Origin of the sequence: Faecalicatena contorta (assembly GCF_022835095.1) — a bacterium.
Taxonomy (GTDB): domain Bacteria; phylum Bacillota; class Clostridia; order Lachnospirales; family Lachnospiraceae; genus Faecalicatena; species Faecalicatena contorta.
In genome coordinates this window covers 3,549,047-3,563,249 of sequence record NZ_BQNQ01000001.1, presented here as the reverse complement: position 1 = coordinate 3,563,249, position 14,203 = coordinate 3,549,047, and the positions used below count along the sequence as shown (strand labels likewise).

The window sequence follows — 14,203 nt, the reverse complement described above, 5'->3', positions numbered from 1 at the left end:
CGGCCTTTTACAGATATGCTGACTGGATGACAGGGAGTTGGGATGGGGGTAAATACTGTAATAAACAGCGACAATATTGTTGGGTTAATTCAGCGTACTTTGAATGAGGTGGACACCAGACTTGTGGATCACGGAGTCCGGGTGGCTTTCCTCGTATCACATATGATGGACGCCGAAGGCAGTTACAGCAGACAGGAAAAGCAGGACATCTGTCTCCTTTCGGTATTGCACGATATAGGCGCATATAAGACGGAAGAGATTGACAGGATGGTTGAATTTGAGACAGGAGATGTCTGGGAGCATTCCATATATGGATATGTCTTTTTACGTTACCTTTCTCCTTTAAAAGATTGGGCTGAGGCGGTGTTGTTTCATCATACAGCGGCTGGGGCTCTTCCGCGCCTGACACCGGGAATCCGGGGGGCCGCACAGATGATCAATCTGGCCGACAGGATGGAGATTTTCAGCAGAAGTTTCAGACAAGGGAGCACCCTGGAAGAGGTCAGAACCAGGGCGGCAGCTTTTCTGGAAGAAAAGCGCGGCAAACAATTTACAGACCATGTAATAGATTTGTTTTTAAAGGCAGACCAGGAATATGCTCTTTTTGCAAAACTTCAAAAGGGCGATATTGAAACAAAAGGGATCTTATCGAATATGAAACTTACCGATACGGAGTGCAGGCAGTACCTGGGAATGCTGATTTATGCAATTGATTTCCGCAGCCAGCACACGGTAACACATACCATTACAACTACCAGTATCAGTTGTTCGGTTGCAAGGCATATGGGTATAACCCCGGAACGAACGGAGAGGATCCGATATGGCGCCATGCTCCATGATCTTGGGAAGATCGGGATTCCGGTAGAGATACTCGAATTCCCCGGAAAGCTCAGCACGCAGGCGATGAATATCATGAGGACACACGTAGATATCACAGAGCGTATACTGGGCGGAAGTGTTGACTCCGACGTGACCCGGATTGCTCTGCGGCATCATGAAAAAGTAGACGGCAGCGGTTATCCAAAAGGAATCACTGGAAAAGATATGACGCTAGATGAGGAGATCGTCGCTGTCTCTGATATAGCCAGTGCACTTCTAGGGACACGCAGCTATAAAGAAGCCTTTTCTAAGGAAAGAACTCTCTCAATTATTCGGGAAATGGCAAAGGGCGGAAAGCTAAATCCGGTGATTATATCCGTCATACAAGAAAGCTTTGACAAAATCGTCGACGAAGTAGCAGAAAACTGCAGTCCTGCTCTGGAAAACTATTATGGAATCCAAATGGAATATAGAAGATTACTTACCCGTTATTTAGCATAGTCGATGTTCTATTAATCGGCGTATCACAGAACCTCCAACTATCATTTCCCCAGCCCCGCAGACACCCGCTTCATACAGGCGCAGACCTCACTTCTTTGTCCAAAATAGCAAAAGCACCACCGCGGTAGTCATGAATTCAGCCGCCGGTACGGTAAGCCAGATTCCGTTAAGCCCCAGCAGTGCAGACAGGATAAATGCCAGTGGGAGGACAAAGAGAAAACCCCGCAGACAGGAGATAAGGAAGGCACGGCCTGGTTTATCCACAGCGCTGAAGTATGCTGCCGAAATGATGTTGGCACCGGCGAATAGGAAGGCTGTAAAGTATATGTGCATTCCGTTCACAGCGATTTCGTGCAGAGCAGGGCTGCGCTCTTTATTGAACAGCTCTACGATCCCATCGGAGAAGAAATAGGTGACCCCATAGGAAATACATGCAAAAAGGATGGACGCAGTCAGGGCATAGCGCAGTAAGTTCCTGACATTTTTGGTTTCTTTTTTCCCAAAACAGCTGCTCAAAATGGGTTGAACACCCTGGGAGATCCCGGTGAAGATCGAGATCAACACCAGGGCTATGTTGGCCAGGATTCCGTAAGCCGCCACCCCAAGATTTCCGCTGTCTTTTAAAATCAGAAAGTTAAAGACAATCATCACAATTCCCGAGGAGACCTCCACGATTAAGGCAGAGACTCCCAGGGCAGATATATCCCTGATCCGTTTCAAGCTAGGTCTGATGCGGCAGAGATGGAACTGGTTTTCTTTCCGCCGGAAATGGCGGGACAGGATCAGCATGCTGACGACAGGGGCAACTCCTGTGGCAAATGCAGCGCCTGCCATCCCCAGCCCGAGCGGAAAGATAAAGACATAATCCAGTACAATATTGGACAGGCTGCCTACCAGCATGGCTGCCATGGACAGCTGTGGCTTTTTGTCATTGCGTACAAAACAGATCAGCAGATTGTTCAGCATGAACATGGGCGCAAACATGAGAAGAATGCGCAGATATATCCCTGTGAGCGGCAGAATGGACTCATCTGCACCCAGAAGGGCTGCGATCTGATAGGGAAACAGCAGGCCTGCCAAAAAGAACAGGGATGCCAGTACCGTTACAAATAAAAGGGCCTGAGTGAACACGGTTTTATGTGAATGCGTATCACCGCTGCCTCCGGCTATCGAATACCGGGTGGCTCCTCCCATTCCGATCATCAGCCCCAGTCCGTTGAGGAAGCTGTAGGCTGGTATCGCAAGATTCAAAGCAGTCAGCCCATCAGCCCCGACTCCGCGGGCAATAAAAAAGGTGTCCGCCAGAATATAACAGGAAAGTCCTATCATTCCCAGAATATTGGCAGAGACATATTTCATAAAAGTCGGAAAAATAGAATCTGTTTTCATATAAACCTCCGTAGAATTAATCCAATCATGTCGTGCATTTTCTGTATGTCCTTGATTTTATAAGAAAGATTAAAAAAACATCCGTGTTTCATACCTTCCAGGGCCTAATGGTATGACATACGAATGCTTCAGGGTTCCTACCCGGCGGCAGGAAACAGGCGATTGTTAAGTTCTATGGCAGAACCGGCATCTGTCCGCTTAGAGTCGCTTTCAGTGAGTTGCATGGCACGGTCTGAATAGTAATAACAAACATACTCTAGCACAGATAAAAAAAGAAATCAATGCTTTTCTGAAAAGAGGTTTTGATGTAAAATAGAGTTACTGTTCACGGGGCCGTGCACCACGCTGCACGGCATCCGAGCCAATAAAGTGATGGGGCCGGGCATCTGGCTCCTCGCGTCTGGCGACTTTTAATGAGCCAGATGCCGTTGCTATGCGCGGTCCATAGGCCGTGAATAGTAACAAAATAGAGTTACTGTTCAGAACCAAAACACATTGGCTATGCAAAGTTAATAGAAGAAAGAGGGAAGATAAATGAATAAAAAAGAAGTACTTGAAATCAGAAAACAGTTTACACCTGCAAACTGTGCAATTACCCGCATTTGTGGATGTTATGTAGACCATGAAAAGAATAAAAAAATGGAGTCCAGAGATGCATTTCTCTCGCTGCCGGAGGAGGAAGCATTTAAATATTTTGATATTTTCAAAAAGACATTATCAGGGGCAATGGGACGCAATATGCTGAACATGGAATTTCCGCTGGATGCAGAGATGCCCGGAGGGACCCAGGAGTTTTTGATGAAGCTCAGGGCCAGCAAGCTGGAAGATGATATGCTGCTAGAAGAATTCTATGATAAGATTATTGACAGTTACATATATGAAGAGAATTATTATATTGTCCTGATCCATGCAATGTATGATATTCCAGGCAAATCATCCGATGATATGGAGATGTTTGACGCATCCGATAATGTATACGAATATCTCCTGTGCAGCATTTGTCCTGTAAGCCTGTCAAAGCCAGGCCTTTGCTACAATGCGGAGGACAACCGGATTCAGGACAGAATTCGTGACTGGATTGTGGACATGCCGGATAAGGGCTTTTTGTTTCCAGCATTTACAGATCGTAATATGGATATCCATGGCGTTCTGTATTATACGAAAAAGTCAGAAGATCTGCAGGAAGAGATGATTGACCGCGTACTGGGGGCACAGATGCCTATGTCCGCAGACACCCAGAAAGAGACATTCCAGCTTCTGATCGAAGATACGCTGGGTGAAGACGGCGACTACGAAACTGTCCGCAGCATCCATGAAACTTTAAACGATATGATTGAAGAACATAAGGAAGAGCCGGAGCCGCTGGCGCTGGACAAGACCGATGTAAAAAAGTTATTTGAGAAGAGCGGAGTGCCAAACGAGAAGATGGAGGAATTCGATAAGAACTTTGAGGAGACGGCAGGAGAAAAGGCTTCCCTGCTTGCTGCAAATATTGCAGAGACAAGAAAGTTCAATATTGAAACACCGGATGTTATCATCAAAGTCAATCCGGAACGGATGGATCTTGTGGAAACAAGAGTGATCGATGGCAGGCAGTGCCTGGTTATCGCGGTAGATGACCACATTGAGGTAAATGGAATCAATGTACGCACGATGAAGGCCCCCGGAAGTATTACCGTTGCCGGAAACTCTGAATCCGGGGAGGAAGAACCGCCCTGGAATGAATAGGAGCTTTTATTAATAAGTGAATAAAAGAGGATAAAAAGGGCTGAAAAGTGATTTCAAAATCATCTTTCAGCCTCGCTTATATTCCTTAGGTTTATTGTTCTAAAATCCTGTTACTTTTTCAGCCTTATGAATTCCCAAATCCAGCAGTGTCTGTTTGGTTGAGACAAAATTATTTACGAACAGCTGCCGGCAGGCGGCGGCCAGTTCTGTGCCATCAGGCGTTTGGCAGCCTTTCAAAATAGAGTCAACGGTCCCGGGCCATCCGGGAATGGATTCGTTTCCGGTAGTCTCGAGGCGTAGGATACTGCCCTTTAACAGCAGGTGTGTGAGCTTGCTGTAAATTTCGCGTATTGCTGCCAGTGGACAGCTGCGGACAATGGCCTGCAGTACGGCGCTCACCGTAGCGACTCTGGAGCGTTCATGCCCCGGGATTGATGCCGCATATACAATGTCTTCCAGAAGTGGTTCTGAAATATACGGAAAAGTGTATGCCATAACCGCCTCTCCCGTAATGGCCAGAAACTGCAGCGCTTCCAGGAAGATGATCATATTGTCATCCAAAGTCAGATCCTGGAGCTTTTGGGGAATCGAAGCATCACCGGCAAAAATTACCCGCGTCCCGATTCCGTTGAGTGTTTTCACTACCCCAAGCTTATTCATCAGCATAATCGTACGCCTGGCCGTGATCTCTGAAATATGATAGGTGTCCGCAATAACAGAAATATGCGGCAGCAAAGTGCCCACCGGGTAAATGCCCTGGTTGATTTTACAGATCAAATCAATTGCCACCACATCACAGTAGCGGGTTCGGCCCTTTTGCGGTTCCCAGTAAAAGAGTTCCTGGTTCAGGTCTTCAGGAATGGGCGGCATATCCTCCAGATAGTTTTCTATAATCCAAAAGAAAGTTTCTGCAAGCTTATCAAGATGCCGTGTTGTGATGGCAGATCCGTATTTTTTATCATTTTGAATATACCGCAGGTATTCATCGGCCGTGCTATGTATAAGAATACCAGCTTTTTGATCTCCGCAAACCAGCCGGAGGATATCCAGAAAAGAACTTCCGGCAAACGCGCTGATATCGTAGTACAGGCTGAGGGCTGTATGGCTGCCCAGAGCAAAAAGCGACTGTTCAAACTGTATCCACATATTCGTGTTTCGATACGGCAGACTTTGGCTGTGAGTCTGTTCAAAAATACCCCCCGTTTCCATATGACTTGCGCCGTGGGAACATATGGCGGGAGAGAGCAGTTTTATGGCTTTGACAAGATCCAGTAGAGATTTGCTGCGCCGCTTAAAAATATCGCTCTCCAGATAATTCTGGAATGGCTTTGCCAGTACAATTGTAGCCTTCCCCCGGCACAACTTAATAAGTCCTTCAGCCTCCAGCATCTTGAGAGCTCTCTGGGCCGGGCAGTAGGACACCTGAAACATTTCGGCTATTTCTTTTGCAGATGGGAAGCGCGCACCATCATCGTAAAAACCCAGTTGTATTTTACCGGCAAGGTTACGGTAGATTGTTTGTTCCTGGCTGTTATAATTAGACATTGTGTCATCCCTTTCCTGAATATAATACGATCTTTTTTTTATCATATCATACCGCGGTAGGATTTGCACATAAAATCACAGGCAGAGGTATCTCTGCAAAGTTTCTATTAACAGGGTTACGTCAATGGGTTTTGCAATATGGTCATCCATCCCGGCGCTGTATGCCTTTCCGATATCAGAGGTAAAAGCGTTGGCGGTCAGTGCAAGAATAGGAATATTCTTGGCATCTTCCCGCGCAAGGCCTCGAATTGCTTTTGTGGAATCATAACCGTTCATGACAGGCATCTGGATATCCATCAGGATTGCAGAATAGTATCCGGGCTCCGAGGCCTCGAACATATCAAGAGCTCTCCGCCCGTTTTCAGCAGTGTCTATTAATAGTTCCTGCATCTGGAGCAGTTCAGTGGCAATTTCACGGTTCAAGGCATTGTCCTCCACGAGCAGCACACGTTTTCCGGCAAGCTCCGGATGAACGATCTCTGCCTGGGAAGCAGCCGTTTCCAGCCTGCCGCTGTTTAAAAATGTCTGCAGGACATGCAGCATTTTGGATTTGAACAGCGGTTTTGTAATAAAGGCATCCGCGCCTGCGCTCAAAAATTCTGCTTCGATATCAGAATAATCATAGGCGGAGATAATGATAACAGGTACGTCTTCCCCCAGATTGCTTCGGATCGCTTTTAAGGTTTCTAATCCATCCATCTCCGGCATTTTCCAGTCTAGGATAACTGCAAAAAAGTCATCCCCGCTGCGGTGTGCATCTGAGGTGCGGCGGACGGCCTCTGCTCCGGAGAGCACCCAGGAGCCCCGCATGCCCAGCTCATTTAAAAGCGCAGCGGCACTTTCGCATACGATTTCATCGTCATCTACGACAAGGACTGGCAGCCCTTCCAGTTCACTGTCACGGGGGATATCTTCATCAATCAGATCAAACTGCAGCGTAACGGTGAACTGGCTTCCTTTTCCTATCTGGCTTGCTGCTTCGATAGATCCATTCATCATGCGCACAATATTTTCCGTAATAGCAAGTCCAAGGCCGGTTCCCTGGATCTTGCTGATACGGGAATCTTCGGCCCGGGAAAACGGCTCAAAAATGAACAGAATGAAATCTTCTGACATTCCGATGCCATTGTCTGTTACGATGAATTCAAATTGTCCTTTTTTATCTGACACAGACGGGATTTCTTTAATCTGCAGACTGACAGTGCCCTCGTCCGGCGTGTACTTTATGGCGTTAGAGAGGAGGTTCATGAGAACCTGCTGCAGCCGGTCTCCATCTGTAGTAATCTTTTCGTGCCGGACATCGCTGACACTGATCTTAAAGTTCAGTTTTTTTTCTGTAATGAGAGGCCTGCAAATATCGGAAACATTCTGAATCAGATCCGGGAGAGTCACCTCTTCCGGCTGCAGATCGATATTTCCGCTCTCGATTTTAGACATGTCCAGCACTTCATTGATAAGGTTTAGCAGATGACGGCTGGATACATTGATCTTATTCAGACAGTCACGGACCTTATCCCGCTCGTCGAGGTTGGCCTGGGCAATGGCAGCCATCCCCATGACAGCATTCATCGGAGTCCGTATGTCGTGTGACATAGTGGATAAGAAGTTGGTCTTCGCAGAATTGGCTACTTTGGCAGACTGATATGCATCCTCCAGAGCTTTACGCTGGCGTTCCTGTTCCCTTCTTTCTTCCGTTACATCGATACATACGCTGTAAAAGGAAGGAATCCCGTCCCAGCTGCTTTCAGCGTCTGCGTAGTACAGTGTCAGAGTCTGCGTCTTCGTCTGACCGCTGCGGGTAATAAAACGGGCCTCTGTAATCATGTTTCCGCCGGTATGCTGCATCTTTTTCAAGAGGGTGTGCAGCCGGTCCCTGTCACCGGGATGTATGTAAGAACACTGGGAATGAAGTTCTGTTTCAAACTGTTCTTTTGTATATCCGATGATTTTTAAAAATTCTGCCCCGTACCAGAGAACCGTGTTAAAATCCCTTGCGTCCAGGCGGGTGAAACCTCCCGGTATCGTTCTGAGAAGCGTTTCCCGTTCCTGGTCTTTTTTGGCCAGCTTATACTCTGCACTGTACATATCATGGGAAAGCTCAATGCGTGCTTTATGTCCTTTCCAGTTAATAAGCCTGTTTTTAATCATAAAAGTACGTTCCAGAATTGGATTATGAAATTCCCATTCATAAAATTCATCTGTTCGCAGCTTATTATTTGTACAGAAGGGACATGGAGAAGTCCTTCCCTGGATTACTTCGTAACATTTATGTCCGATTACTTTTTCTTTTGGGGTCTTTAGGGTTTCAACTGCGACCGCATTCAGATAAAGAAGCTCATATGTCTCTATATCACTGATGTAAATATTACCCATATAGCTGTCCATCATCCATTCAAAATACTTTCCTTTTTCCTCACTCTGAGCTGCCAGGTCGCTGATATCTGTCAGGACGGCAGAAAAAACAGGGCTGCCTGAGGCACTCACCCCTGTTAGGTTCCCTGTCATGCGGCATTTGATGCCGCCGTTTTGTTTTAACGGAAGTGTGAAATCCACTGTAAAAACAGTTTCCTTTTTGGTGACTGCATCAGCAGCAGCGTTCTGAATGCTCTTGAATTCCGTGATATGGTTTTTAAGATACAGTCGTAGACTGGTAAAGTGTGACAGAAATTCTTTTTTTGTATATCCTGTGCTTTTGAAAAAACTATTGTTTGCATACAGCAGAGTCAGATCGTTGTCAAATATAAATCTGCATGCGCTGGAGCCGATGTTTTCCAGAAAAGCATTATATTTGCCGGCAATATCTTCCGATAATACAGCGGAGGGCTCTTTAACAGCCGGATCTCTTTCCAGTTCCATGATTTTATCTCCTTTAATATATGAAAATCGTTTCGTGATCATTACTTCTTAAGGACAGCTGGCAATACAGAACATTTCAATAAGTCCATAAGGCTAGTTCATATTATACTAGTTCATATTATATCTGAATAAATAAGGAAAAGCAATAGGCAGTAGAGGTTATCATGCCTGACCGGACAGATCGGTGTAACAGTTCAGACCTGCCTGAACTGCTGCAGACCGGCAGGGATACAGCTTTTGGAAACGGGCAGGGTGTCTTGACGGGCGGAAATATGCGGTATAGAATAGAAACAGTTTAATAAAATCAGGAAAACGATTGAGGAAAGGATAAACCAAAGTTATGAAATATGATTTTACAACAATCATGGAACGGGCAGGACACGATGCGCTGGCAGTGGACACTATCCCAATGGAGGGCGTGGAGGTCAAGAAAGGATTTACACGGATTCCGATGTGGGTTGCAGATATGAATTTCCCTACGCTTCCGACGATCCTTGAAGCAATGGAGGCCAGGCTGAAGCATCATCATTTCGGATATTTTGATATGCCGGATGTATATTATGACAGTATTATTAACTGGCAGAAAGACCGTTTCGGGGTAACGGGCATGACGCGGGAGGACATAGGCTATGAAAATGGGGTTCTGGGCTGTGTATCATCCGCGCTCCAGGCGTTTACCGCTCCGGGAGAAACAGTGCTTATGCATGCCCCTGCCTACATTGGATTTACAAAAACCGTGGAAAGTATAGGACGAAAACTCGTTCTGAGTGAATTAGTGCGCAGCAACGGCGGCGCATGGCGCATGGATCTGGAAGACATGGAAAGAAAGCTTCGTGATAACCACATTCACTGCGTAATCTTCTGTTCCCCGCATAATCCTACGGGCAGAGTCTGGGATAGGGAAGAGCTTGAACAGGCCATGGTTTTATTTCAAAAATATGACTGTGTTGTGATATCGGATGAAATATGGGCAGACCTGACACTGCCGGGGCACACTCATATCCCGCTGCAGTCTGTATCTGAGGATGCCAGGGAGCGGACTATTGCCGTCTATGCGCCATCCAAGACATTTAACCTGGCCGGACTGATTGGTTCATATCATGTGATTTATGCGCCGTACCTGCGCGACCGCATTGCAAAATATGCATCAGCTTCCCACTATAATTCCTGCAACGTTCTGTCCATGCATGCTCTGATCGGCGCTTACAAAGAGGAGGGCAGAGAGTGGGTGGATGAACTCAGGACAGTGCTGGGGGAAAACGCCGACTATGCATACGAGTTTATTACCAATCATTTTGAAGGGGTATCCTTGGCAAAACCAGAGGGAACTTACATGCTGTTTTTGGATTGTGAAGCGTGGTGCAAAAAGCATGAACAATCACTGGATGATCTTTTAAGGGCGGGAGTTGAAGTCGGCGTCTTATGGCAGGATGGAAGGCCGTTCTATGGGAAATATTCTATCCGCGTCAATCTGGCACTTCCAAAGGTTCTGGTGGAAGAGGCTATGGAGAGACTGGCAAAATATGTATTCATATGAGTAGGAGTAAAGTTTCACTGGATAAAACCACATCGGATCGAAAGACACCGGTGTGGTTTTTTTTGAGAATAAGCATACTCTTTGACGCCGGAAGGGGGACAGTATACATTTGTATGGTTTTGGGGGTTGAAAAAAATAGTCAATCATGTATTCTGTAAGAAAGGACTGACCGGTTTAGTCAAAGTAATTTTGATTAGTTAAAATGACTGAAGAGCGGAGGAGGGACAGTATGAATGAGAAGTTTTTGGCACTTTCCGAGGAGAAGCAGCAGCGAGTTATTAACGCAGCCATGGAAGTGTTTGGGAAGAATGAGTATAAAAGGGCATCTACGGATTTGATTGCAGTTAAGGCCGGGATTTCGAAGGGGCTGCTTTTTTATTATTTTCATAACAAGAAGGAACTGTATCTGTATGTCTATCATTGTCTGATTGATATTATGAAGGAGCAGATTGCGGACACGACTTTTCTGGAACTGACCGATTTTTTTGAACTGCTGCGCTATGCGGGCACTGGAAAAGCAGTTATACTTGAGAAGCATCCGTATATTCTGGAGTTTGCGATGCGGGCTTTTTACTCGGAGAATGAGATTGTGTCGGATGCATTAAAATCTTTCAATACCATGCAGGAAGAAGTAATGTACCAGATGTATTTTGGTCATATAGACACTTATAAATTTAAGGACAGCGTGGAGCCTTTTAAGGTTTATAAAATGCTCAGGTGGATGGGGGACGGTTATATCCACGATAAACAAATGGCTGGGAAAGCCATAGATATTAACGAACTGTTAAATGAATTTAATGATTGGATGGATATGATGAAGAAGCTGGTATATAAGGAGGAGTATCAGTTTTAGGAAGGGTGGCCAGGAAGAATTAAAAGAGATTAAAATCAAATAAAAATGCTGCAGAGGGGTTGTAAAAAATAGTCAATCCGGTATTCTGATATTAAGGTTTGACTGAGAAAGTCAAACCGGTCCGGACAATTTATTGCAGCGAACCAGGAGAGGAGCGCGTCATGAATGGGAATTCAGGGGCTGGATAGACATGATGAGAAGGCTTATATATAAGGAGGAATATCAGAATGAGCGTAATTGAGATCAGCCATATCACAAAAGATTATGGCAGGGGACGGGGCGTATTTGACGTAAGCTTCGGCGTGAAACAAGGAGAAGTTCTTGGGTTTTTGGGGCCTAATGGGGCTGGTAAGACAACAACTATCCGTCAGTTAATGGGATTCATTAAACCGGACAGCGGCAGCCTTTCGATCCGGGGGATGGACTGTTTCAAAGAGGCGGATAAGATACAGCAGTCACTTGGGTATCTGCCCGGCGAGATTGCCTTTATTGACTCCATGAATGGAATGGAGTTTATAAAATTCGTAGCAAAGATGAAGAATATGAATGGCCTCGGACGCGCGCAGGAGTTGATACAGATGTTCGAGCTGAATGCGTCCGGAAAGCTCAAGAAGATGTCAAAAGGCATGAAGCAGAAGATAGGAATCGTGTGCGCCTTTATGGATACGAATTCGGACATTCTGATTCTGGATGAACCTACTTCAGGTCTGGACCCATTGATGCAGAACCGTTTTGTGGAGCTGGTTCTTTCTGAGAAAAAGCAGGGAAAGACGATACTGATGTCTTCCCATATGTTTGAAGAAGTGGAACGTACATGCGACCGTACTGCTATTATCCGTGCCGGAAAATTAGTTGCCGTTGAGGAAATCGAAAAGCTTAAAGAGGGACGACAGAAGAATATTGAGGTTACCTTCAAGGATTCAGCCATGGCAGAGGCATTCGCCACAGACTTTCCGAGGGCAGCCTATCAGGCAGGAGGCAGGACTGTGACGGCCAGAGTCGGCAGAAATCTGGATTCTTTTGTAAAAAAGGCAGGCGAATATACAATAGTGGATTTAGATGTGCGGACGCAGAGCCTGGAAGAGTTCTTTATGCACTTTTACGGAGAGGGGGCGGACAGATAATGAATGCCGCGTTGTTTAAAAAGGAAATAAAATCAAACTGGCTATTGCTTGTTATTTTTCTGGCAGTACTCAGTGTGTATGGAAGCATGATTACAATCATGTTTGACCCGAAAATGGGTGACAGTTTAAAGCTGATGGCAGAAAGTATGCCGGGCATCTTCTCGGCCTTCGGCATGGATAGTCCCGGAACGACCCTGTTGCAGTTTGTTTCAAGCTATTTGTATGGCTGGCTTTTTATCGGTTTTCCCGGAGTGTTTATTATTATTCTGACTAATAGGCTGTCTGCAAAATATGTAGACAATGGATCAATGGCATATCTGCTGGCTGCTCCGGTAAAACGCTGGAGGATTATGCTGACACAGGCGGTCTTCATGATTCTGTGCCTGGTCATTATGGTAGGATTTGCGACGGTGCTGATACTTGCTTTCAGTGAGGGAATGTTTCCTGGAGAAATGGAAATCAAAGCATTTCTGAGAGTAAATATAGGATTGCTGGGGCTGCTGATATTTTTAGGCGGTGTAGGGTTCTGCGCATCCTGTTTCTGTAACGAATCCAAATATTCCTCGTCAATCAGTACAGCAGTATTAGTATATTCCCTATTGGTACAGATGCTTTCCAGAGTAGGGGATAAATTTGAAAACCTGAAGTATGCAACTCCGCTGACATTATTTAATGTTGATGGATTGGGTGCAGGTGACGGTGAAGCATGGATGACATGCATCATTTTGTATGCAGCCGGGCTGGTGCTTATCGGGATTGGGATTGTTCGGTTTAGTAAGCGGGATCTGCCGCTTTAATCATAATTGTAGGAAAATAATACATGAAGTATAAGAGCATAGCGGTGTATGTGACTTTTCGGATGAAAGTGTACTGACATTCTTTATCATAATACTTCTCCGTATAATGGGAATGATATTATCAAAAAAATTGTTCTCAGGAGGAAAAGCATGTACAAAGTGAATCAGGATCATCTTATTTCGTATGAAAAATATTTAACGGAAGAGGAAAAAAGCAAAGCCACTATTGAAAAATACATGAGAGATATCCGTTGTTTTATAGGGTTTTTAAAGAACGGGTGCGTCAGCAAAGAACGGACAATTGCCTACAAAGAATATCTGTCTGAAAAATACGCTCCCGCCAGTGTGAATTCTATGCTGGTATCACTTAATTGTTTTCTGCGCTATACAGGCGGGCAGGACTATTGTGTAAAATTATTGAAAATCCAGAAACAGATCTTTGCCTCAGAAGATAAAGAACTGAGCAGGCAGGAATACCAGCGTTTGGTGAAAGCTGCCGGCAATACAAGGATGGCATTTATCATCCGTACGATCTGCGGTACAGGCATCAGGGTAAGTGAACTGGAGTATATCACAGTAGAGGCTGTCAGGGCCGGTAAAGCTATTGTCCACTGTAAAAACAAGACACGGGCCATATTCATTCCGGCAGCGCTTCAGAAAATATTATTAAAGTATATAAAAGAAACAGGTCTAAAAAATGGAACAGTATTCGTAAGCAGAAATGGAAAACCCCTCAATCGTAAAAACATTTGGAGAGACATGAAAGCCTTGTGCACAAGGGCCGGGATATCTGAACATAAGGTATTTCCGCATAATCTCCGCCACTTATTTGCCAGGACATTTTATTCGATGGAGAAGGATGTCGTGCGGCTTGCAGATCTGCTTGGGCACAGCAGCATAAACACAACGCGTATCTATACGATTAGCACGGGAAGGCAGCATATGAATTGTCTGGAACGTGTACAGATGTGCCTGATGACATAATGTCTATTATGTCGTCAAACCTGTCGTTATCCTATAATTGAATGCTGAGGTCTATCTCTAAGCTTAAAAA

The 14,203-nt window shown here is 45.4% G+C and carries 10 protein-coding genes; 7 read left to right on the top strand and 3 right to left on the bottom strand.

Features of this window, described 5'->3' with window-relative positions:
• Positions 1–42 precede the first annotated feature (42 nt).
• Entirely contained in the window at positions 43–1,320 is a 1,278-nt protein-coding gene (locus MWG26_RS16065; RefSeq protein ID WP_025656688.1) for an HD-GYP domain-containing protein, read from the top strand.
• Between the two features lie 87 nt (positions 1,321–1,407).
• Here MWG26_RS16065 and MWG26_RS16060 read toward each other — a convergent pair whose 3' ends face one another.
• Positions 1,408–2,709: an MATE family efflux transporter gene (locus tag MWG26_RS16060; RefSeq protein WP_044927155.1), complete on the bottom strand. Its 1,302-nt coding sequence runs from the start codon at positions 2,707–2,709 to the stop codon at positions 1,408–1,410.
• 534 nt (positions 2,710–3,243) lie between these two features.
• On the opposite strand from MWG26_RS16060, the gene MWG26_RS16055 reads away from it, so the two are divergent.
• Entirely contained in the window at positions 3,244–4,437 is a 1,194-nt protein-coding gene (locus MWG26_RS16055) for a DUF4317 domain-containing protein (RefSeq protein ID WP_025656690.1), read from the top strand.
• 99 nt (positions 4,438–4,536) lie between these two features.
• On the opposite strand, the gene MWG26_RS16050 is transcribed toward MWG26_RS16055, so the two are convergent.
• Complete coding sequence (locus MWG26_RS16050; RefSeq protein WP_025656691.1) at positions 4,537–5,982, bottom strand: GntR family transcriptional regulator; 1,446 nt, start codon at positions 5,980–5,982, stop codon at positions 4,537–4,539.
• A gap of 75 nt (positions 5,983–6,057) precedes the next feature.
• Positions 6,058–8,838 carry a hybrid sensor histidine kinase/response regulator gene (locus MWG26_RS16045; RefSeq protein WP_025656692.1) on the bottom strand — a complete coding sequence of 927 codons (2,781 nt, stop codon included), beginning with the start codon at positions 8,836–8,838 and terminating at the stop codon, positions 6,058–6,060.
• 340 nt (positions 8,839–9,178) lie between these two features.
• Between MWG26_RS16045 and MWG26_RS16040 the strand changes: the two genes are divergently transcribed.
• From MWG26_RS16040 to MWG26_RS16020, 5 genes are all read left to right on the top strand, one after another.
• Entirely contained in the window at positions 9,179–10,375 is a 1,197-nt protein-coding gene (locus MWG26_RS16040) for a MalY/PatB family protein (protein ID WP_025656693.1), read from the top strand.
• A gap of 229 nt (positions 10,376–10,604) precedes the next feature.
• Positions 10,605–11,228, top strand: coding sequence for a TetR/AcrR family transcriptional regulator (locus MWG26_RS16035; protein WP_025656694.1), 624 nt, complete (start codon positions 10,605–10,607; stop codon positions 11,226–11,228).
• A 227-nt stretch (positions 11,229–11,455) separates the two neighbouring features.
• Complete coding sequence (locus tag MWG26_RS16030; protein WP_025656695.1) at positions 11,456–12,352, top strand: ABC transporter ATP-binding protein; 897 nt, start codon at positions 11,456–11,458, stop codon at positions 12,350–12,352.
• An 11-nt stretch (positions 12,353–12,363) separates the two neighbouring features.
• A complete protein-coding gene (locus MWG26_RS16025) occupies positions 12,364–13,149 on the top strand; it encodes an ABC transporter permease subunit (RefSeq protein WP_244062753.1) in 786 nt (261 codons plus the stop codon).
• A gap of 150 nt (positions 13,150–13,299) precedes the next feature.
• Positions 13,300–14,133: a tyrosine-type recombinase/integrase gene (locus MWG26_RS16020; protein WP_117440684.1), complete on the top strand. Its 834-nt coding sequence runs from the start codon at positions 13,300–13,302 to the stop codon at positions 14,131–14,133.
• Positions 14,134–14,203 lie beyond the last annotated feature (70 nt).

What these genes read in the sequence shown, in the direction of transcription:
- MWG26_RS16065 (WP_025656688.1), top strand. Translation starts at nt 43, where the DNA reads ATGGGGGTAAATACTGTAATAAACAGCGACAATATTGTTGGGTTAATT.
- MWG26_RS16060 (WP_044927155.1), bottom strand. Translation starts at nt 2,709, where the DNA reads ATGAAAACAGATTCTATTTTTCCGACTTTTATGAAATATGTCTCTGCC.
- MWG26_RS16055 (WP_025656690.1), top strand. Translation starts at nt 3,244, where the DNA reads ATGAATAAAAAAGAAGTACTTGAAATCAGAAAACAGTTTACACCTGCA.
- MWG26_RS16050 (WP_025656691.1), bottom strand. Translation starts at nt 5,982, where the DNA reads ATGTCTAATTATAACAGCCAGGAACAAACAATCTACCGTAACCTTGCC.
- MWG26_RS16045 (WP_025656692.1), bottom strand. Translation starts at nt 8,838, where the DNA reads ATGGAACTGGAAAGAGATCCGGCTGTTAAAGAGCCCTCCGCTGTATTA.
- MWG26_RS16040 (WP_025656693.1), top strand. Translation starts at nt 9,179, where the DNA reads ATGAAATATGATTTTACAACAATCATGGAACGGGCAGGACACGATGCG.
- MWG26_RS16035 (WP_025656694.1), top strand. Translation starts at nt 10,605, where the DNA reads ATGAATGAGAAGTTTTTGGCACTTTCCGAGGAGAAGCAGCAGCGAGTT.
- MWG26_RS16030 (WP_025656695.1), top strand. Translation starts at nt 11,456, where the DNA reads ATGAGCGTAATTGAGATCAGCCATATCACAAAAGATTATGGCAGGGGA.
- MWG26_RS16020 (WP_117440684.1), top strand. Translation starts at nt 13,300, where the DNA reads ATGTACAAAGTGAATCAGGATCATCTTATTTCGTATGAAAAATATTTA.